The organism is Rhizobium sp. 862_C5_N1_2, assembly GCF_051811205.1.
Taxonomy (GTDB): Bacteria; Pseudomonadota; Alphaproteobacteria; order Rhizobiales; family Rhizobiaceae; genus Rhizobium; species Rhizobium leguminosarum.
The window spans coordinates 3,052,850-3,071,977 of record NZ_JBPWPT010000001.1 but is presented as its reverse complement, the minus strand read 5'-3'; the positions used below and the strand labels follow the sequence as shown (position 1 = coordinate 3,071,977).

General features: G+C 61.4%; 18 protein-coding genes. 6 read left to right on the top strand and 12 right to left on the bottom strand.

Going from position 1 to position 19,128, the window contains the following annotated elements; genetic code table 11:
• The first annotated feature begins 158 nt into the window (after positions 1–158).
• Entirely contained in the window at positions 159–440 is a 282-nt protein-coding gene (locus ACD590_RS15500; protein ID WP_017965291.1) for a DUF2188 domain-containing protein, read from the top strand.
• Positions 441–442: 2 nt separating this feature from the next.
• Here the strand turns inward: ACD590_RS15500 and ACD590_RS15495 are convergent, their stop codons facing one another.
• Both ACD590_RS15495 and ACD590_RS15490 read right to left on the bottom strand, forming a co-directional pair.
• A complete protein-coding gene (locus tag ACD590_RS15495) occupies positions 443–958 on the bottom strand; it encodes a GrpB family protein (protein WP_439003007.1) in 516 nt (171 codons plus the stop codon).
• Between the two features lie 95 nt (positions 959–1,053).
• Complete coding sequence (locus tag ACD590_RS15490; RefSeq protein WP_439003006.1) at positions 1,054–1,953, bottom strand: LysR family transcriptional regulator; 900 nt, start codon at positions 1,951–1,953, stop codon at positions 1,054–1,056.
• A gap of 94 nt (positions 1,954–2,047) precedes the next feature.
• On the opposite strand from ACD590_RS15490, the gene ACD590_RS15485 reads away from it, so the two are divergent.
• Complete coding sequence (locus tag ACD590_RS15485; protein WP_018243006.1) at positions 2,048–3,070, top strand: NAD(P)H-binding protein; 1,023 nt, start codon at positions 2,048–2,050, stop codon at positions 3,068–3,070.
• Here ACD590_RS15485 and ACD590_RS15480 read toward each other — a convergent pair.
• The 6 genes from ACD590_RS15480 to trxB form a co-directional block, all read right to left on the bottom strand.
• Positions 3,067–3,867 carry an aminoglycoside phosphotransferase family protein gene (locus ACD590_RS15480; RefSeq protein WP_018243005.1) on the bottom strand — a complete coding sequence of 267 codons (801 nt, stop codon included), beginning with the start codon at positions 3,865–3,867 and terminating at the stop codon, positions 3,067–3,069. The genes ACD590_RS15485 and ACD590_RS15480 overlap by 4 nt on opposite strands.
• Before the next feature lie 74 nt (positions 3,868–3,941).
• Positions 3,942–5,066 carry an alkene reductase gene (locus tag ACD590_RS15475; protein WP_439003005.1) on the bottom strand — a complete coding sequence of 375 codons (1,125 nt, stop codon included), beginning with the start codon at positions 5,064–5,066 and terminating at the stop codon, positions 3,942–3,944.
• Positions 5,067–5,091: 25 nt separating this feature from the next.
• The gene (locus ACD590_RS15470; RefSeq protein ID WP_018243003.1) at positions 5,092–6,258 is read right to left on the bottom strand and encodes an MFS transporter; all 1,167 of its coding nucleotides are present in this window, start codon (positions 6,256–6,258) and stop codon (positions 5,092–5,094) included.
• Position 6,259: 1 nt separating this feature from the next.
• Positions 6,260–6,553, bottom strand: coding sequence for an ArsR/SmtB family transcription factor (locus ACD590_RS15465; RefSeq protein WP_018243002.1), 294 nt, complete (start codon positions 6,551–6,553; stop codon positions 6,260–6,262).
• Between the two features lie 553 nt (positions 6,554–7,106).
• Positions 7,107–8,003, bottom strand: coding sequence for a LysR family transcriptional regulator VtlR (locus ACD590_RS15460; RefSeq protein WP_018446649.1), 897 nt, complete (start codon positions 8,001–8,003; stop codon positions 7,107–7,109).
• Between the two features lie 22 nt (positions 8,004–8,025).
• Positions 8,026–9,000 (bottom strand): thioredoxin-disulfide reductase, encoded by a 975-nt coding sequence (gene trxB / locus ACD590_RS15455; protein ID WP_018243001.1) that lies wholly within the window; start codon positions 8,998–9,000, stop codon positions 8,026–8,028.
• Between the two features lie 231 nt (positions 9,001–9,231).
• Between trxB and ACD590_RS15450 the strand changes: the two genes are divergently transcribed.
• A complete protein-coding gene (locus tag ACD590_RS15450; RefSeq protein WP_003541645.1) occupies positions 9,232–9,699 on the top strand; it encodes an Lrp/AsnC family transcriptional regulator in 468 nt (155 codons plus the stop codon).
• Positions 9,700–9,731: 32 nt separating this feature from the next.
• Here the strand turns inward: ACD590_RS15450 and ACD590_RS15445 are convergent, their stop codons facing one another.
• Positions 9,732–11,078: a sigma-54-dependent transcriptional regulator gene (locus ACD590_RS15445; protein ID WP_047618498.1), complete on the bottom strand. Its 1,347-nt coding sequence runs from the start codon at positions 11,076–11,078 to the stop codon at positions 9,732–9,734.
• Between the two features lie 4 nt (positions 11,079–11,082).
• On the bottom strand, positions 11,083–12,951 hold the full coding sequence (locus tag ACD590_RS15440; RefSeq protein WP_439003004.1) for an ATP-binding protein: 1,869 nt from the start codon (positions 12,949–12,951) through the stop codon (positions 11,083–11,085).
• A gap of 224 nt (positions 12,952–13,175) precedes the next feature.
• Here ACD590_RS15440 and ACD590_RS15435 point away from each other — a divergent pair, with 224 nt between their 5' ends.
• Positions 13,176–14,510, top strand: coding sequence for a dicarboxylate/amino acid:cation symporter (locus ACD590_RS15435; RefSeq protein WP_064651908.1), 1,335 nt, complete (start codon positions 13,176–13,178; stop codon positions 14,508–14,510).
• Positions 14,511–14,583: 73 nt separating this feature from the next.
• On the opposite strand, the gene ACD590_RS15430 is transcribed toward ACD590_RS15435, so the two are convergent.
• Entirely contained in the window at positions 14,584–15,642 is a 1,059-nt protein-coding gene (locus tag ACD590_RS15430; RefSeq protein ID WP_047618492.1) for a glycosyltransferase family 4 protein, read from the bottom strand.
• 27 nt (positions 15,643–15,669) lie between these two features.
• The gene (gene greA / locus ACD590_RS15425; protein WP_003541639.1) at positions 15,670–16,146 is read right to left on the bottom strand and encodes a transcription elongation factor GreA; all 477 of its coding nucleotides are present in this window, start codon (positions 16,144–16,146) and stop codon (positions 15,670–15,672) included.
• Positions 16,147–16,399: 253 nt separating this feature from the next.
• Between greA and ACD590_RS15420 the strand changes: the two genes are divergently transcribed.
• Positions 16,400–17,632: a putative DNA modification/repair radical SAM protein gene (locus tag ACD590_RS15420; RefSeq protein ID WP_439003547.1), complete on the top strand. Its 1,233-nt coding sequence runs from the start codon at positions 16,400–16,402 to the stop codon at positions 17,630–17,632.
• Entirely contained in the window at positions 17,632–19,086 is a 1,455-nt protein-coding gene (locus ACD590_RS15415) for a UdgX family uracil-DNA binding protein (RefSeq protein ID WP_439003003.1), read from the top strand. Before ACD590_RS15420 ends, ACD590_RS15415 begins: the two co-directional genes overlap by 1 nt.
• The last annotated feature ends 42 nt before the right edge of the window (positions 19,087–19,128 follow it).

The window sequence follows — 19,128 nt, the reverse complement described above, 5'->3', positions numbered from 1 at the left end:
GTGCCATTTGCAGTCTTCGGCGTTTAATGGAATACTGAACGTCATCGGGGCCGGAAAGCAGATCGCGGCGTCCTCGAATTCTCGTCAAGCGGCCGCGATGATCCGGATCCTGTCCGGAAGCCTGCGAATGCGCAACAAGAAGATGAGGAGACGGATGCATGATCAAGGTGGTCTACGAAGTCGTGCCACATGACGGCGGCTGGGCCTACAGGCTGGGAGGTGTCTATTCCGAGGCATTCCCGACCCATGCCGAGGCGCTCGAAGCTGCGCGCATCGTCGCGGCCGAACAGCAGGTCGGCGGCGATTCCGCCGAGATCAGTTGGCAGGACGAGAACGGCAAATGGCATGAGGAATATGCCGAGGGCGGCGACCGGCCGGAAACCGAAGTGGTGGACGGCCTGTGGAAGGACCGTACGGCCGAGGCCTCGCAAGGCATTTGAAGCTAAGCATCGCCCGTCAATGCCCGCGCGACGATCGCATCGACGAATTCGAGCTTATGCGCAGTGTAGCGGTCGCCGTCCATCCTGAATTCGGCTGCCAGCCTGCGTTTGAGCGCGGCATAATCGGCCGCCGCTTGCGGATGCGCGATGAGATAATCCCGGAAAGCCAGCCTGTTTCGATGCGTGCCGTTGCCGGAAGGGCAAAGGTAGACCCGTTCCGCCGGCACTGAACCTCTCGATAGAAAAGCCCAGACCTCGTCGTCATAGCGGTTGCCGCGTGGCTCGTAGCCTTCTACCAGGAGCACGCGTGTGGCGCCCTCGATATGCCCGAGGTCGGGAAGAACGATGTCGATATCGATAAGCGGCTTGGCTGTCATGCCCGGTATGGACGTGCTGCCGATGTGATCGATGGAGAGCGCCTGCGGCAGCAAGGCCAGCAGCCTGTCGCGGATGCGCTGGAAGGCTTGCGGCCATTGCGGATCGTGAGGCACGAGTTCAACCGGGCTGTGCGCTATCATTTTCATCCCGCTGTGGTGCTCGACGCGTTAAGGAGGCTCTATCGCTTCGAAATTTGCGCATGATTCTTTGCGAAAATCGATTCTGATTTTCGCGATTATGCGCTGGTCGAATATCGGTGATAGTCCTGAAGTCCCTTGACCAATGCATCAAAGGTAGCGCGGCAGCGCGGCGAAGACTTCAGGCTCTCATGCATCGCCACCCACGTGCCGAGCGGAATGCTGAAGGCATCAGGCAGGATGTGAACAAGGTCTGGATTTTCACGCGCGAGCCCTGTCTGGCAGATGCCGATGCCAACGCCTGCACGGATCGCCGAAAGTTGGGCAAGGTTACTGTCGGAGCGGAAGGAGAACTCGATGCCAGGCACCGCATAACGTTTCATCACCATGCGGACATAGGCCGTCTGCCGGTCGAAGCCGATGAGCCGGTGGTTTGCGAGGTCAGCCAGGGTCTGCGGAATGCCGTATCGTTCGAGATAGCGGCGATGGGCGTGAAAGCCGAGCGGGATATCGCCGATTCGGCGCACGACGAGTGCGTCCTGCTGCGGTTCGGCCATGCGCACGGCAATATCGGCTTCGCGGTTCACTAGGTCCTCGATCGTATCGGAAGCCGAGAGCTCGATTTGAAGTTCCGGATAAGTCTCCTGCAGCGGTCCGAGAATCGCAGGCAGTACTTCGACGGCGATGACCTCGCTGGCGCTGACCCTGATCGTTCCCGTCACGCAATCGCGCTGGCCGGATGCTGTGCGCAAAAGGGCGGCGGTGGTTGCCGCCAGCGTTTCGGCATAGGGCTTGAGCGCCAGTGCGGCGTCGGTCGGCAGCAGGCCGTTCGGTGAGCGGGTGAAGAGTTCGGCGCCGATCGCCAGTTCCAGGGCGTCGACATGGCGGCCTATGGTCGGTTGAGTCAGCCCCAGTTCGCGGGCGGCGGCTGACAGCGACCCTTGCTGGAGCACGGTCAGGAAACTGCGGTAGAAATCCCAGCTTGGTTCGACGCTCATATATTTTTGTATAGCAGATGCATTTATTTCGTCAATTTCGTTTATTCCCTTCTGGGGGCATGATCCTCTCATCCGATCGAAGGAGATGATTGTCATGAGCAGCAAAATGAAGACGACGGCCCTCATTCTCGGCGCCACAGGCGGTATCGGCGGCGCGGTTGCCCGCAAGCTGCTTGCGCGCGGCTGGCGCATCCGGGCGCTGAACCGTGACGCCGCCAAAGCGTCGAGGAACGAGCCGGCTTTCGAATGGGTGCAGGGCGATGCGATGAATGCCGGCGACGTCCTGAGGGCGGCTGAAGGCGTCGGCCTGATCGTCCATGCTGTCAATCCGCCCGGTTATCGCGACTGGGAAACGCTGGTGCTGCCGATGCTCGACAATACCATCGCCGCTGCTCGCGTAGTCGGCGTGCGCGTCGTGCTGCCGGGCAACGTCTATAATTTTGGTCCCGATGCCCTGCCGGCGCCGACGGAAGAAAGCCCACAGAATCCGGTGACGAAGAAGGGGGCGATCCGCGTCGAAATGGAGAAGCGGATGAAGGCGGCGTCGCAGTCCGGCGCCGGCGCCATCATCGTCAGGGGAGGGGATTTCTTCGGTCCAGGCACGACGGCCAATAGCTGGTTTTCGTCCGGCCTCGTGACCCCAGGCAAGCCGGTCGGCACGATCAGGAACCCGGCACGGCGCGGCATCGGCCATCAATGGGCCTACCTGCCCGACATGGCAGAAACCATTGCCCAACTCGTCGAGCGGGCCGATCGACTGCCGCCTTTCGCCGTCTATCACATGGAGGGCTTCTGGGATGCGGACGGCATGCAGATGGCCGAAGCGATCAAGCGCGTCGTCGGCGGTAGGGCGAAGATCGGCAACTTCCCTTGGTGGATCGTGCCGCTGACCGCTCCTTTCGTTCCCGTGATGCGGGAGATCAAGGAGATGCGCTATCTCTGGAAGGTGCCGGTGCGGATGCGGAATACCAGGCTTACGGCCGAACTCGGCAAGGAGCCGCAGACGCCGATCGACGAGGCGGTCAGGGCTTCGCTCGTGGCGCTTGGCTGCCTGCCCGAACCGCACCGTCAAGCCGCGGCCGCCCTTATCGGGCACCCGTCGCAGAACGCGGGTTAGCTCTCGAGTTCGGCCAGCGCGATCCGGGCGACCGTCAGGGCTGTCTCTGCCTGCTGAATATTCGGATCGCCGAGGAACCAGGCGGCGGAAAGACCGGAATAGGCGGCGATCCATCGCAGCAGCCGCTTCGGCTCCAGTTTCGCCTCTGCTGAGACGATGGCGAGCTGGCGGCGGAAACGGGCGGGATCGGTGATCGTTGGCAGTTCCTCGTTGGCGAAGATATTGGCGAAATCGAAGCCACGTTCGCCATGGAGCCGCTTCGGATCGATTGCCAGCCAGCCGCGTGCCTCGAAATCGAGGATATTGTCGTGGTGGATGTCGCCGTGGAGGATGGTGACTTCACGCTGATCGGCAAGGAGGGTGTTGGCGATCGCCGAGCAATCGGTAAGCGTGCCGCCATGCTTGCCTGCTGCCGGCTCCAGATCGCGGAACCAGCGGGTGAGGGGTATGGGATCGGGAAGCGGTTTTTCGCGCGGCGCATGCAGCCGTGCCGCTGTCCGGCAGAGGATGCGGCTTGCCTCGTCGTCCTCGCCGTTCATCGCCATGGCAAGCAATGAGCGTTTTCCCGTCGCCCTTTCCAGCAGCACGGCGTCGCCCTCATGGGCGTAGACATAGGCTGCGCCGTCGCCGTCCCACCATTGCATCAATAGCGCGCCATAACGTTCGTCGATATCGGCCGCCACTTTCAGCATGGCTGGCCTGCCCTGCCAGCGGACCGGCAGCAGGCGGCTGGAATGGGTGATGATGGGTTCACCGTCTGATATCAGCGACCAGCGATCAAGATGGGGACTAAACATGGTGCAACTTACCGAGAGGTCGTGAAAATGGGAATCCCGCCTTTCGGCGGGATTCCCATTCGTGTGTGAAAGGTTCAGGCGACTTTTTCGAGAACGGGATAGTCAATATAGCCCTTGCCGGTGCCGCCATAGAAGGTCGACTGGTCGGGCGTGTTGAGCGGCAGATTGTGTACCAGGCGCTCGACGAGATCGGGATTGGCAATGAAAGGCTTGCCGAAGGCGACGAGATCGGCGCGGCCGCTTTCGACGACGTCGATCGCCAGATCGCGATCGTAGCCATTGTTGACCATCCAGTCGGCTTTGCCGCCGGCCCTTTCATAAGTCTGGCGCAGTGCCTTGTAATCGAAGGCGGGATTGTCGCCCTGCTTGTAGTCGCGGTCGCCGCCGGTCTGGCCTTCGATGACATGGATATAGGCAAGGTCGTATTTGGCCAGTCCCTCGACGACATGGGTGAAGGTCGCCTGCGGATTGGAATCGTAGCTTTCGCCGGACGGCGTCACTGGCGAGATGCGGATCGCCGTGCGACCGGCGCCAATTTCCTTCACCACGGCATCGACGACTTCGAAGGTCAGACGGGTGCGGTTTTCGATCGAGCCGCCATATGCATCAGTACGGTCATTGACGCCGTCGCGGATGAACTGGTCGAGCAGGTAGCCGTTGGCGCCGTGGATCTCGACACCGTCAAAGCCGGCGTCGATCGCCGCCCGGGCAGCCTTGCGGTAATCCTCGATGATGCCAGGGATTTCGGCGGTTTCGAGCGCGCGCGGTTCGGAGGTGTCGGCAAAGCTGCCGGTGCCGTCGGTATTGACCAGATAGGTCTTGGCCTTGGCGACACGATTGGTCGATGAAACCGGCTTGCCGTCGTTCGGCTGCAATGTCGTGTGCGAGATGCGGCCGACATGCCACATCTGGACGACGATCTTGCCGCCTGATGCATGGACCGCGTCGGTGACGCGCTTCCAGCCGTCGAGAGCCTCTTTGCTGTAGAGACCAGGCACGTTGGCATAACCCTGGCCCTGATGGGTGATCGCGGTTGCTTCGGTGATGATCAGGCCTGATGTGGCGCGCTGGCGGTAATATTCGACGTTGAGGTCGTTGGGGATTGCGCCCGGCGATCGGTTGCGGGTGAGTGGCGCCATGACGATGCGGTTCTTGACTGATATGTCGCCGACTTTCGTGGGTTCGAAAAGCTTGGCCATGATGGTCCTTTCTTTTGCGGGTGGATCACTCGGCAGGGGCGAGGGCGGCCCGGCCCCTGGCGGAGAGATAGGTGAGTGCCGTGGCGCCGAGGCCGGTCAGGGCCATCAGGGCTGCGGCGAGCGGAACGCGGGTGAGATCGAAGCCGGCGTCGATGACCAAGCCGCCCACCCAAGCGCCGAGCGCATTGCCGGTGTTGAAGGCGCCGATGTTGATCGTCGAGACGAGATTCGGAGCGTCTTTGCCGAAGCCGACGACGCCGACCTGAAGCGCCGGCACGGCGGCAAAGCTTGCCATCGCCCAGAGGAAGAGGGTGATTTCAGCCGGGATGAAGAAGCGGCTCGTATAGCTGAAGGCGATCGAGGTGATGGCGATCGCGGCGAAGACGCCGGCAAGCGTCGCGCCGAGCCGCCAGTCGGCAAGCTTGCCGCCGACGAGGTTGCCGATGGTCAGTCCGAGGCCGATCAGAAACAGCGTCCAGGTGACGCCTTCCGGCGAAACGCCGGTGACGTCGCGCAGCAGCGGCGCAATATAGGTGAAGAGAGCGAACATAGAGGCGGCGAAGAAGACGGTGGTGGAGAGTGCCAGCCACAGGCGGCCATTCCTGAGGGCTGCGATCTCACGCAGGATGCTGCCGTTCTCTTGCTGCTTATCCCTGGGCAGGATGGCGATCAGGCCTGATATGGTGACGATACCGATGACGGTGACGACGCCGAAGGTGGCGCGCCAGCCATAGGCCTGGCCGATCGCGGTGCCGAGCGGCACGCCAAGAACATTGGCGAGCGTCAGCCCGGTGAACATCAGCGCGACGGCGCGGGCCTTGCGATCCTCGGCGACGAGGCCGGCGGCAACCACCGAGCCGATGCCGAAGAAGGCGCCATGGCAGAGTGCCGTCACGACTCGGGCGATCATCAGCACCCAATAATCGCTCGCCAGAGCGCAAAGCAGGTTGCCGGCGATGAAGAATGCCATCAGCGCAATCAGGGCGGTACGGCGCTTCAGCTTCGCAGTCGAAATGGCCATCACAGGGGCGCCGATCGCGACCGCCAGGGCATAACCGGTGACCAGCCACCCGGCCTGCGGGATGCTGACCGAGAGATCGGCAGCCACCTCCGGCAACAGACCCATGATGACGAATTCGGTGGTGCCTATCGCAAACGAGCTCAAGGCGAGAACGAGGAGGGCGAGGGGCATTCTAAAGATCCTGCGTCAGTTGCTTGAGGAAGGCGGCGATCGTTTCTTCGTTGCGCTTGTAAAAGATCCACTGGCCGACGCGTTTGGTGGTGACGAGGCCGGCGCGATGCAGCGTGCCGAGATGGGCCGAGACCGTCGACTGCGACAGGCCGCAGCGCTCGAACTGGCTGGCGCAGACGCCCATTTCGAAAGGATGCTCCTGCGAGGGGAAATGTTCCTCGGGGTTTTTCAGCCAGCTCAGAATGTCCATCCGGGTGGGATGGGCGAGTGCCTTGATAATTTCGTCTTTGTCCATCGTCATTCGCCGAACTATAAATCGTGTTTAATCGATATATTGATCGTCAGGCTTCGATATGCAAATCACGGAGGCGTGAGGCCGTGGTTTTTAGTGAGTGCGCAAATTTTGGGCAAAAAAAGAGGGCCACCGGAAAACCAGGGCCCTTGTAATTGTGAAGGTCAAAAACCTCCAGAGGGGAACAGCTAATGCGGTGGTACTGGGAGAGAAACCACAAGATGCATCAGCTGAGAGAGATATGGTGCTTCCTTGAGCAGCTTTCAATGCTTTTTTGTGCATGTCTGCTATGCGCCGCACAATTTTTTTGCGGTGCGGCATTTATCGAGGAAGTAAGGGCAAAAAAAGAGGGCCACTGGAAAACCAGGGCCCTTATAAGTGTGAAGGTCAAAAACCTCCAGAGGGGAACAGCTAATGCGGTGGAACTGGGAGGAAAAGCCACCATGTGCATCAGCTATGTGCGATATGGTGGTTTATTGGGCAAACGGCAACCCTCATTTGTGCATGCCAGTCATGCACGTTCTGCATAGTCGACGATTCATCAATAAAACCGGGCTCAAAAGTTCCAGTTTCTGGCCTTGCTGACGATAAAATCGCGGAAGGCTTTCAGCTTGGCGGCGTTCTTGATCTCGTCTGGATAGCAGAAATAGGTGTCGAAGGAGGGGACGTCGGCATTGATCGCCAGCTGAATCAGGCCGGGGTCGCGACCGACGATGTAATCCGGCAGGCAGGCGACGCCGATTCCGAGCAGGGCGGCGCGCTTGATCGAGGTCTGGCTGTTGATCTGCAGATGCGGGATGCGCTTGTTGTCGGAGGAGCGGCCGGCGACCTCAAGCCAATTGACGTCGAGCAGGTAACTCGGCGCCGGCTCACCGAAGGTGATGATGCGGTGATTGTCGAGATCCTCGACCTTCTGCGGCTCGCCGTGGCGGTTGATGTAGGACGGGGCCGCATAGACGTGCATGTGCACGGTGAAGAGCTTGCGCTGGATGAGGTCGGATTGCTGCGGCTGGCGCAGGCGGATCGCGCAGTCGGCATGACGCATGTTCACATCCACTTCCTCGTTGTCGAGGATCAGCTGGATCTGCACATCGGGATAAAGCTGCAGGAACTCCTGGATCTTGTCGGTCAGCCAGCCCTGGCCGAGACCGACCGTCGTCGTGACGCGCAGCTTGCCGGATGGCGTCTCGGTCGTCTCGGTGAGCTGCATCTTCACGGTTTCGAGCTTCAGCAGCACGTCATGGGCGGTGCGGTAAAGCAGTTCGCCCTGTTCCGTCAGAATCAGGCCGCGTGCATGGCGGTGAAACAGCTTGGTGCCGACATCCTGCTCCAGCGCGCTGACCTGGCGACTGATGGCGGATTGGGACAGATGCAGTTTATCCGCCGCATGCGTGAACGAACCCGCCTCGGCAGCTGCGTGAAAAATACGCAGCTTGTCCCAATCCAATGGCATTCCCCCACCCCTCATGCCGATCTTACTCCGCGGCCACGGCGACGGGCATGTGGCCCGTCAGATATCGCTCGGCTTCAAGTGCAGCCATGCACCCCAGGCCGGCGGCAGTGATCGCCTGGCGGAACGTATCATCCGTCACGTCGCCCGCGGCATAGACCCCGTCCAGGCTGGTCGCGGTCGAATCCGGCGCGGTCCAGAGATAGCCATTGTCCTTCAGCTTCAGCTTGTCCTTGAAGAGTTCGGTTGCCGGCGCATGGCCGATCGCGACGAAGACGCCATCGATCACCATGTCGGTGATCGTGCCGGTTCTGACGTCACGCAGGCGCGCGCCGGATACGGATTGCGGCATTGGCGGCTTGGCCGGTGTGCCTGTTATTTCGGCCACTTCGGTATTCCACAGCACCTTGACATTCTCCTTGGAGAACAGGCGTTCCTGCAGGATCTTCTCGGCTCGGAAGAAGTCGCGCCGGTGCACTAATGTAACCGACTTGGCGATGTTGGAGAGATAGAGCGCCTCCTCGACGGCGCTGTTGCCGCCGCCAACCACGATCACGTCCTTGTTGCGATAGAAGAAACCGTCGCACGTGGCGCAAGCCGAAACGCCGAAGCCCTGGAAATGCTGCTCGCTCTCGATGCCGAGCCATTTGGCCTTGGCACCGGTGGCAATGATCAGCGTATCGGCGGTCCAGACCTGGCCGCTGTCGGTGCGGGCGACGAACGGACGCTGATTCATGTCGACTTCGGTCACGAGGTCGTTGACGATTTCGGCGCCGACATGTTTTGCCTGCTGCAGCATTTGTTCCATCAGCCAGGGACCCTGGATCGGATCGGCAAAGCCCGGATAGTTCTCGACATCAGTGGTGATCATCAGCTGTCCGCCCTGTTCGAGACCGGCGATCAAAACCGGTTTCAGCATGGCGCGCGCGGCATAGACCGCGGCAGTATAGCCTGCGGGTCCGGAACCGATGATGAGCACCTTGGTGTGGCGGGCGGGCATGTCATTTCCTTTCGACTGGCAGGAGGGCGGCGGCTAAGTGGCGATTGCGGCCGTTTCGCGGTCCATGCGCCATTTATGAACGTCCAATGCTTTTATTCAAGGGCAGCCTTGCGTTACCAACAAGGCAAATCGCCCAGATGTGCAAGAATCCGTCATCGGCGTGAAACTTTCTTGCGTATTCCGCGGCTTTATATAGAAGCTCCCCGCGGAGAATTAAAGAAAGGCAATGATGTGGGGCGTGCGGAACTCGACGTCATCGATATAAAGATCCTCCGGGAACTGCAGGCCGATGGCCGCATGACCAATGTGGAGCTCGCCGATCGCGTCGGCATCTCGGCGCCGCCTTGCCTGCGCCGTGTGCGCAAGCTCGAGGAAGCCGGCATCATCGAGGGCTACCACGCGATGCTGAACAGCCCGAAGCTCGGCTTCGACCTCGTCGCTTTCTGCATGGTCGGCCTCAAGCACCAGTCGGAAGGCAATCTCAAGGCCTTCGCCGCTGCCACCGCCGAATGGCCGCTGGTGCGCCAGGCCTGGATGGTCTCGGGCGACAGCGATTTCCTGCTGCATTGCGTGGCGGAGAACCTCACCCGCTTTCAGGATTTCGTCATCGAGGTGCTGACGGCGAACGAACATGTCGATACCGTGCGCACCATGCTGACGATCCGGCAGGTGAAGAAGCTGGGACTGGTCGAAGTCTAAAACGACCTTGGCAGGTTAATCGTCGTCGCGGATTACTTGCGCGAGCTATAGCCGCCCCGGTTGATGCCGTGGCGCTGAAGTTTGTCATAAAACGTCTTTCTCGGAATGCCGAGCGCCTCGATGGTGCGGCGCACGTCGCCGTCATTGGCCGACAGCGTGTCGCGGATGATCTCCGCCTCGTAGCGTTCCAGCCGTTCGGGGAGCGTCGCACCCGTCGGCTGAGGAGGGACCGCTGCCGCTCCGCCGCCTTCCACGCCAAGCACCACGCGTTCGGCATAGTGCGAGAGCTCGCGGACATTGCCTGGCCATGTGTGCGAGGCCAGATGTCGCCGTACATCAGGTGAAAGCGGCGGGACATCGCGACGGAAGCGCTCCGCGGCGCGAGCGGCGAAGTGGGAAAACAGCAGCGGAATATCGTCCCGCCGTTCTCTCAGCGGCGGAATGGAGATCGTCACGACATTCAGCCTGTAATAGAGATCCTCGCGAAAATCGCCGCGAACCGCGGGATCCCCGAGGTCGATCTTGGCAGCCGCGACGACGCGAAGATTGACGGGGCGCACCTCATTGGTGCCGAGCGGCGTGATTTCGCGCATCTCCAGCACCCTCAGCATCTTGACCTGCGTGGCGGCCGGCATGCTTTCGATCTCGTCGAGGAACAGCGTGCCGCCGCTTGCATGTTCGATGCGGCCCGTGCGGCGCTTCTGGGCGCCGGTAAAGGCGCCGGCCTCGTGGCCGAACAGTTCGCTTTCGATGACGGTTTCGGGCAGGGCGCCACAGTTTAGCGCCACGAAATTGCCTTTCCGGCGGTGGCTCCATTGATGCAGGATCTGGGCAACCACTTCCTTGCCGCTGCCCGTTTCGCCGGCGACGAGTACGTCCACATCGGTATCGGCGATGTGGCGAAGAATGTTTCTGAGGTTTTCCATCACAGGTGTCTGGCCGATCAGCGGCAAATTCTCCTGCGCATCTTCGGCTGCTTTCCGCAGCATGCGGTTCTCCAGAACAAGCCGCCGTTTCTCGCTTGCGCGGCGCACGCTCTGCACGAGCCGATCGGCTGCGAAGGGCTTGGCGATGAAATCATAGGCGCCGTCCTGGATCGCCTGAACGGCCATGGGAATATCGCCGTGGCCGGTCATCAGGATCACCGGCAGGTCGACATCCATCCCTTGCAGCGTGGCGAAGAGTTGCAGTCCGTCGATCTCGGGCATGCGGATATCGGTGACGACGGGGCCGGCAAAGTCCGCCGGCAGGTCCGCCAGCGCGGCTTTCGCACTGCCATAGGCGGAAACGGAAAATCCGGCGAGTTCGAGCGTCTGCGCGGTGGCACGGCGCAGATCCTTGTCGTCGTCGATCAGCGCAACGGGCATCAGTGTGTCCATGACCTCAAGCCTTCCTCAGCTGAACGATGAACCGGGTACCACCGCTGTCGCTTGCAACCTCCATCCGGCCGCCGTAGTCGCCGACGATATCCTTGGAGATGACGAGGCCAAGGCCGAGACCGCTTTCCTTCGAGGTATTGAACGGCGTGAACAAGCCTTTACGGATTTCCGGGGGAATGCCGGGGCCGTTGTCGGCGACTGTCACCGTTACCATCCCCGCGTCAGTTGATGTTCTGATCTCGACGCGACCCTCTCCGGCCTTCGGCGCCACCGCCTCCAGGGCGTTCTGAAGCAGGTTGATGAGCACTTGCTCGAGACGAATCCGGTTTCCCATCACCTGCAGTTCTTCGGGCGGCAGGTCGATGTCGAGCGTATCCATGCGGCCGGCAAACCGGCTGCGCAACAGCATCACCGCGCCCTCGATGACGTCTTTCAATCCTGTTGGTTCGGCGCTGCCGCGGCCCTTACGGGCAAAGGTCTTCAGCTCCTCGGTGATCGAACCTATGCGCTCCGTCAGCGCCGCGATGCTTTCGAGATTTTCGCCGGCAGGCGCAGTCTGGCCGCGATCGAGGAAGGTGCGGGCGTTATCCGCATAGGCACGGATGGTCGCCACCGGCTGGTTGATCTCATGAGCGACGCCGGCGGCTACCTGGCCCAGGATGGCCAGCCGATTGGCCTGCACCAGATCCTGCTGCACCGCCTGCAGCTTTTGCTCCGTGCTCTTGTGGCCGATGATTTCAGCCTGCAGCCGGTCCCGCGCCTGGCTGAGATCCAGCGTCCGCTCGACTACCCGCCGTTCCAGTTCCTCTCGTGCTTGCTGTTCGCTCGAGATCCGCAGGGCGATCGTATGGCGGCGGCGCAAGAGGAAGGCTGCTCCGGCCAGCAGTGGCAAGAGTATGAGCAATGCCAGCATGCGGGCTTCGCGAATCCCCGCATCGACGGACGGCCCCAACGCCACCAGATGCTGCAAATGCCATCCGGTCGCCGGCACCGACGTTGCGACATCGAGAAACCTGGTTTTCCCGGCATCGCCGGGCATGACGATCTCGACGACATCGAGCCCTTCGCCGAGGTTTCGGACCATGTCGAGGGGCAGGGGTTGAAGTGGCGCAGCGCCGAATTGGAGGCTTTCGCGGATCGCTGTCAGCCGGTCTTCGGCGATCCGGCCGATCGTCATGAACCGCCATGATGGAAGACTGGTGATGAGGACAATGCCACGCTCGTCAACGACGTAGGACGGGGTGCCGGAGGCGTTCCAATCCGCCTCGACGTCGTCGAATTCGACCTTGACCACAACGACACCCAGCAAGCCATTGCTGCCCGAAATCCGCTGCGAGATATAAAGACCCGGTTTCTTGCTGACCGTGCCGAGCGCGAAGTGCTCGGCCTGTCCTCGTTCGACCGCCCCCTGAAAATACTCCCGGAAGCGGTAGTCATTGCCGACGAAGCTCGTCGGCTCGCGCCAGTTGCTGGCCGAAACCGCCATGCCGTCCTTGTCGATGACATAGATGACGGCGGCCTTCGTGCCCGCCGCCAGCATTTCCAGCTTCTGACTGAGCCGCTCGAACGTGCCGGCATCGTTTCCCACCAGCGCCGCGGCGAGCGCGGTGTCCTGCGACAGCACGAAGGGAAGCGCCCGGTATTTTTCGAGGACCGTGCGCAGCAACGCCGCATTCAGCGTCACATCCATGCGGGCCCGCTCCTCGAGGGCAGCCTCCGCCCGGTGCTGGCCGATCTCGCCGCTGGTCCAAAGGCTTGCGACGACGGCGAGGAAGGCGAGCGCGGCATAGGTCCACCACATCCGGCGGATGCGGTGTTGCAGGGGCAGGGAAGGCCACAATTTCTGCGACACGGACATGGCGGATTTGTGCATTTTTCTGCACGAAACGCAAATGGATTTGTGCGGATTTCCGCATTGCTTAGTTAGTTGTCAGCAGTCTCGTAAATTTTTCATTAATAAATTCAATCGGTTGGTTGGCGACTTAAAACTGGCACGGCGATTGCGAAGGAGGTGGCAACAACGGCTGAGCTGTTGGACTTGAAGCGAACGGCTCGGGAGGCCGGAGTTCGTTCCGGACGAGCCACTAGGAGGACATCATGATCGCAGCACCACTCGATGCAGTCGCAGGCAGCAAGGGCAAGAAGCCCTTTTATAGCCATCTTTACGTTCAGGTTCTCGTGGCCATCGCTGCGGGTATCCTTCTCGGTCATTTCTATCCCGAACTCGGCACCCAGCTGAAGCCGCTCGGCGATGCCTTCATCAAGCTCGTCAAGATGATCATTGCGCCGGTGATCTTTCTGACGGTTGCGACCGGCATTGCCGGCATGAGCGACCTGCAGAAGGTCGGCCGCGTCGCCGGCAAGGCGATGCTGTACTTCCTGACCTTCTCGACATTGGCGCTCATCATCGGCCTGATCGTCGCCAATGTCGTCCAGCCAGGCGCCGGCATGAACATCGATCCGGCCTCGCTGGATCCGGCCGCCGTCGCCACCTTTGCCGCCAAGGCGCATGAGCAGAGCATCGTCGGCTTCCTCACCAACATCATCCCGACGACGATTGTCGGCGCCTTTGCCGATGGCGATATTCTGCAGGTTCTGTTCTTCTCGGTGCTCTTCGGCATCGCGCTCGCCATGGTCGGCGAAAAGGGCGAGCAGGTCGTCAACTTCCTCAATTCCCTGACGGCTCCCGTGTTCAAGCTCGTCGCCATCCTCATGAAGGCTGCCCCGATCGGCGCCTTCGGCGCCATGGCATTCACCATCGGCAAGTACGGCGTCGGATCGATCGCCAACCTTGCCATGCTAATCGGCACTTTCTACATCACGTCTCTGCTCTTCGTCTTCATCGTTCTCGGTGCTGTTGCCCGCTACAACGGATTCTCGATCGTGGCGCTGCTGCGCTACATCAAGGAAGAACTGCTGCTGGTCCTCGGCACCTCGTCTTCGGAAGCCGCACTTCCGGGGCTGATGAACAAGATGGAAAAGGCCGGTTGCAAGCGCTCGGTCGTCGGCCTCGTCATCCCGACCGGCTATTCCTTCAATCTTGACGGCACCAACATCTACATGACGCTGGCAGCGCTGTTCATTGCTCAGGCAACCGGCATCCATCTCTCCTGGGGTGACCAGATCCTGCTGCTGCTGGTGGCGATGCTGAGCTCGAAGGGTGCCGCAGGCATCACCGGCGCCGGCTTCATCACGCTTGCCGCAACGCTCTCCGTCGTCCCATCCGTGCCGGTCGCTGGCATGGCGCTCATCCTCGGCATCGACCGCTTCATGTCGGAATGCCGGGCGCTGACCAACCTCGTCGGCAATGCGGTGGCGACGATCGTCGTGGCACGTTGGGAAAACGAGCTGGATACGGCGCAGCTTGCCGCAGCACTGGGCGGCCAGACCGGAGAGGATACTTCGGCTGCCGGGCTGCAGCCGGCCGAATAGTCAGCCGCTATCCCCTTATCCTTAAAAGTCCTGTAGCGGCCCGTCATCCAACGGGCCGTTTCTCTTTTCTGCTTCAGCTGCGATTGTCGCCGAGAAGACTGTTATAAACGGCGCCGATCGCACTTGCTTCCTTCTCCAGCGCGAAATTCGCCCTGACATGCCGCAGCGCATTCTCGCCATGCGCGATCGCCAGAGCGGGATCTGCGATATAGGGCGCGATTGCCCGCGTCAGCGCCTCGCCATCGCCGGCGGCGACGACCGAACCCGTCTCGCCCGTGACGATGAGCTCGGCATAGGCGCCCGCATCCGATGCCACCACCGCGGTTCGCGAGGCCATGGCTTCGAGCGGCGTCAGGCCGAAGCCCTCGTTGCGGGAGGGGGCGACATAAAGCGTCAGGCGGCGATACCAGATCTTGATGTCAGGCACTTCGCCGAGAAAGAGGATGCGGTCGCTCAGTCCGGCGGCGGCGACATCCGCCTTGAGTTTGTCTGCGAATGCCACGTGCTCCGCCGTCACGCGGCCGGAGACGACTGCCGTCCACTCAGTATGCTGCGGCAGGAGTTCGATCATAGCCCTGACGAAAAGATCAGTGCCTTTCTGATGGCGCACACGGCCGAAGCAGCCGACCAGATGGCGGCCGGGCAGGCCGGTGGCGGCGATGCCGTCCTCTGCGGCTTCCGGCGGATGGAACAGAGCAAGGTCGACGCCGTGCTGGATGACCGTGTGCGGCACCTCGAGGAACGAGCCGGAACGGTCGCTGGTCGCGATGACGGCGTCCATGCGACGGATCAGCCATTTCGTATAGGCGGTGTGGCGGCGTTGCGCGGCCGAGGTGAAGAGAAGCTTCAGCGGCATGCGCGCGAGATGGCGAAGCAGGATGCCGACGGCCATCTCATTGTTGCGGCGAGCGTGCCAGACACGCCGGCGCCGGCGCGCCGGCGGGCGCCAGAGGCCGAGGAGCTGCCGCCACTTCAGTTTCGGCAGATCCTCCGGCAGGCCGGGGCCGAGTGTCGCGATCTTGATGCCGACCCGGATCTGGCACGGGATGAGCTGGACGATCGTCGACGTGACGCCGGAGAGCCGGCGCTTGAAATTGGGCGCAATGATCTCGACGTCACGGATATCAGGCAAGGGAGGGGTCTCGCGGCTCGCGGGCGATCAGCCCCAGGAAACCTGGAGGATTTCGTAGGCCTTGGAGCCGCCCGGCGCGTTGACCTCGATGGAATCGCCGACTTCCTTGCCGATCAGCGCACGGGCGATTGGCGAGGAGATGGAGATGCGGCCAGCCTTGACGTCGGCTTCCTGGTCGCCGACGATCTGGTAGGTCTTTTCTTCCTCGGTGTCCTCGTCGATGAGTTTCACCTTGGCGCCGAACTTGATCTTGTCGCCCGACATCTTGGTGAGGTCGATGACCTCGGCGCGCGCCGTCAGGTCTTCCAGCTCGCTGATGCGGCCTTCATTGTGGCTCTGGGCTTCCTTGGCGGCGTGGTATTCGGCGTTTTCGGAAAGGTCGCCATGAGCACGGGCTTCGGCGATCGCCTCGATGATTCGGGGGCGCTCCTCCTGCTGGCGCCAGCGCAGCTCTTCCTGCAGCTTGACGAAACCGCCCGGTGTCATCGGTACCTTTTCAACCATTTTTCTGTCCTTCAATCCTCGTATCCGCACAATCAGCGGCGAACACAAAAGAAAACAGGTCCCGAAGGGGAGCTTCGGAACCGTGCCACAATCTTAGTCGGACGCTTATAGCAGATCGCCAAGGCCGATTTCCAGAAAATTCGCATAAGAGAAACGCCGCCCGCCCCGATATCAGGTGGTGCGCCTTGAGAATGGGCAGAAATCCGATCGTCCCGATTGACTTCGCATAAGAGAACATATAGTGAACATACTAATGAAGAAGTCGCTCACAGAACGCTTGGCCATCCTATCCGATGCCGCGAAATATGACGCTTCCTGCGCTTCCAGCGGCACGGTGAAACGTGATTCCCGGGCAAGTGGCGGGCTCGGTTCGACCGAGGGATCCGGCATCTGTCATGCCTATGCCCCGGACGGGCGGTGCATTTCGCTTCTGAAAATACTGCTGACCAATTTCTGCATCTACGACTGCGCCTATTGCGTCAATCGCTCGTCGAGCAATGTCGAACGGGCGCGCTTTACGCCCGAAGAGGTCATCTGGCTGACGCTGGAATTCTACCGCCGCAACTATATCGAAGGCCTGTTCCTTTCTTCCGGCATCATTCGTTCGTCCGATTACACGATGGAAGAGATGGTCCGCATCGTCCGCGAACTGCGTGTGACCCATAATTTCCGCGGCTATATCCATCTGAAATCGATCCCCGAGGCGTCACCGCGTCTGATCGAGGAGGCGGGGCTTCATGCCGACAGGCTGTCGCTCAACATCGAGTTGCCGACGGATAACGGCATCACCCGCTACGCGCCGGAAAAGAAGCCTGCCAATATTCGGCGATCGATGGGAGATCTGAGGCTGAAGATCGAGGCCGCCAGCGAACCGACGCTGCGGACCAAGAAGCGTCAACGTTTCGTGCCGGCCGGCCAGAGTACGCAGATGATCGTCGGCGCTGACGGGGCGAACGATGCGACGATCCTTGCGACCAGCGGCCGGCTTTACAGCAGCTACGGCCTGAAGCGCGTGTATTATTCCGCCTTCAGCCCCATCCCGGACTCGTCGAAAAATCTGCCGCTGATCAAGCCGCCGCTGATGCGCGAGCACCGGCTCTATCAGGCCGATTGGCTCTACCGATTCTACGGTTTTGGCATCGACGAGATCACCGCGAACCAGGCGGGTGGCATGCTCGATCTCACGCTCGACCCCAAACTTGCTTGGGCGCTCGCCAACCGGGCCGAGTTTCCCGTCGATATCAACAAAGCCGAGCGTGAACGGTTGCTGCGCGTGCCCGGTCTCGGCACCAAGACGGTCAAAGCGATCGTTTCGGCCCGACGTTTTCGCCGGTTGCGGTTGGACGATCTTTCGCGGCTCGGCATTTCGATCAAGAAGGTCCAATCCTTCATCTCGGCGGAAGGCTGGTCGCCGCGCCGATTGATCGAGCGCCCCGACCTTCGCGCCATGTTCGAACCGCAACCTGAACAATTGTCGTTGCTGTGATGCGCCGGGTCGTGCTTGCAGGACGCGGGGAGCTTGCCGAATGGCGTGACGCCGCGCGCGCTTTTGCGGCTGCGGGCATCCTGCCGGAAGAGATCGATTGGCGCGAAAAAGGCGCGGAGGCGGACCTTGCGTTTCAACGCGACGCCATGCCGCCGGCGCCTTTCATGGCACGCAAGCCGATGACGGTGCCGCCCGCCTTCATTGAGCTCGCGCAGACAGTTCTCTGCCATTCCGACCCGGCGCGCTTTTTCCTGCTTTACCGTCTGCTCTGGCGGCTGCAACTGGACCGGCAACTGCTTGAAGTGGCTTCCGACGAGGACGTCGCCCGTGCCAGGCTGATGGCGAAAAACGTTCGACGCGACGCGCACAAGATGACGGCCTTCGTCCGCTTCAAGGAGGTTGGTGCGGTATCGGCTGACCGTCGAAAATTCCTCGCCTGGTTCGAGCCGGATCACCATATCGTCAGGCGCACAGCGCCCTTCTTCCAACGGCGCTTCACCGACATGGACTGGCTGATCGTCACGCCCAAGGGATCGGCCGCCTGGGACGGCGAGCGGCTGACGATGAGCGACGAGCCGTGCGAAAAACCCAATCTCACCGATGCTGCCGATGAACTTTGGCGCACCTACTACGCCAGCATTTTCAATCCGGCGCGGTTGAAGCTGAAGGCGATGCAGGCGGAGATGCCGAAAAAATACTGGAAGAACCTGCCGGAAGCCGATCTCATCCCCGGGCTGATCGCATCGGCGGAGAGCAAGGTGCGGGCCATGGCCGCACGAGAGGCGACCCAGTCGTTGCCTTTTCATGACCGGCTTCAGCAGGCGGCACGCAGCCTTCCCGCCGAACCTGAAGCACCGGCGGGCACGCTGGAAGCGCTGCGCGCGGAAGCTGCCGCCTGCACCCGTTGTCCGCTTCATGCGAAGGCGACGCAAACCGTGTTCGGGGAGGGGCCGCGCGATGCCGAGGTGATGTTCGTCGGCGAGCAGCCGGGCGACCAGGAGGATATATCAGGGCGCCCCTTCGTCGGTCCCGCCGGCAGGCTCCTCGATCAAGTGATCACTGAAGCGGGCATCGACCGCTCATCGCTTTACGTCACCAATGCCGTCAAGCATTTCAAATATGAGCCGCGTGGCAAGCGTCGCATCCATCAGAAGCCCAATATGGGCGAGGTGAAGCATTGCCGCTGGTGGCTCGATCTGGAGATGGCGCTGATCAAGCCGAAGCTGGTCGTTGCCATGGGCGCGACGGCGCTTGCGGCGCTGACCGATACGAAACAGCGGCTGCAGGATGTCAGGGGGAAAGCGATCGCGATCGACGAGAGGCGAACGCTCTTCGTGACGGTGCATCCATCCTATCTGCTGCGTATTCCCGACGAGCGGCTGAAAGCGGATGAACTGGCACGATTTCGCGAAGATATGCTGACAATTCAGCGCCTTATGCTGGCGGCTGCATAAACTGATTCCGAAGCCTCCGGCGATGCCTCAGCGGCAAGGCTG

Bases quoted from the DNA above. Each gene is read 5' to 3' on its own strand.
- ACD590_RS15500 (WP_017965291.1), top strand. From the start codon at position 159: ATGATCAAGGTGGTCTACGAAGTCGTGCCACATGACGGCGGCTGGGCC.
- ACD590_RS15495 (WP_439003007.1), bottom strand. From the start codon at position 958: ATGATAGCGCACAGCCCGGTTGAACTCGTGCCTCACGATCCGCAATGG.
- ACD590_RS15490 (WP_439003006.1), bottom strand. From the start codon at position 1,953: ATGAGCGTCGAACCAAGCTGGGATTTCTACCGCAGTTTCCTGACCGTG.
- ACD590_RS15485 (WP_018243006.1), top strand. From the start codon at position 2,048: ATGAGCAGCAAAATGAAGACGACGGCCCTCATTCTCGGCGCCACAGGC.
- ACD590_RS15480 (WP_018243005.1), bottom strand. From the start codon at position 3,867: ATGTTTAGTCCCCATCTTGATCGCTGGTCGCTGATATCAGACGGTGAA.
- ACD590_RS15475 (WP_439003005.1), bottom strand. From the start codon at position 5,066: ATGGCCAAGCTTTTCGAACCCACGAAAGTCGGCGACATATCAGTCAAG.
- ACD590_RS15470 (WP_018243003.1), bottom strand. From the start codon at position 6,258: ATGCCCCTCGCCCTCCTCGTTCTCGCCTTGAGCTCGTTTGCGATAGGC.
- ACD590_RS15465 (WP_018243002.1), bottom strand. From the start codon at position 6,553: ATGGACAAAGACGAAATTATCAAGGCACTCGCCCATCCCACCCGGATG.
- ACD590_RS15460 (WP_018446649.1), bottom strand. From the start codon at position 8,003: ATGCCATTGGATTGGGACAAGCTGCGTATTTTTCACGCAGCTGCCGAG.
- trxB (WP_018243001.1), bottom strand. From the start codon at position 9,000: ATGCCCGCCCGCCACACCAAGGTGCTCATCATCGGTTCCGGACCCGCA.
- ACD590_RS15445 (WP_047618498.1), bottom strand. From the start codon at position 11,078: ATGGACACACTGATGCCCGTTGCGCTGATCGACGACGACAAGGATCTG.
- ACD590_RS15440 (WP_439003004.1), bottom strand. From the start codon at position 12,951: ATGCACAAATCCGCCATGTCCGTGTCGCAGAAATTGTGGCCTTCCCTG.
- ACD590_RS15435 (WP_064651908.1), top strand. From the start codon at position 13,176: ATGATCGCAGCACCACTCGATGCAGTCGCAGGCAGCAAGGGCAAGAAG.
- greA (WP_003541639.1), bottom strand. From the start codon at position 16,146: ATGGTTGAAAAGGTACCGATGACACCGGGCGGTTTCGTCAAGCTGCAG.
- ACD590_RS15420 (WP_439003547.1), top strand. From the start codon at position 16,400: ATGAAGAAGTCGCTCACAGAACGCTTGGCCATCCTATCCGATGCCGCG.
- ACD590_RS15415 (WP_439003003.1), top strand. From the start codon at position 17,632: ATGCGCCGGGTCGTGCTTGCAGGACGCGGGGAGCTTGCCGAATGGCGT.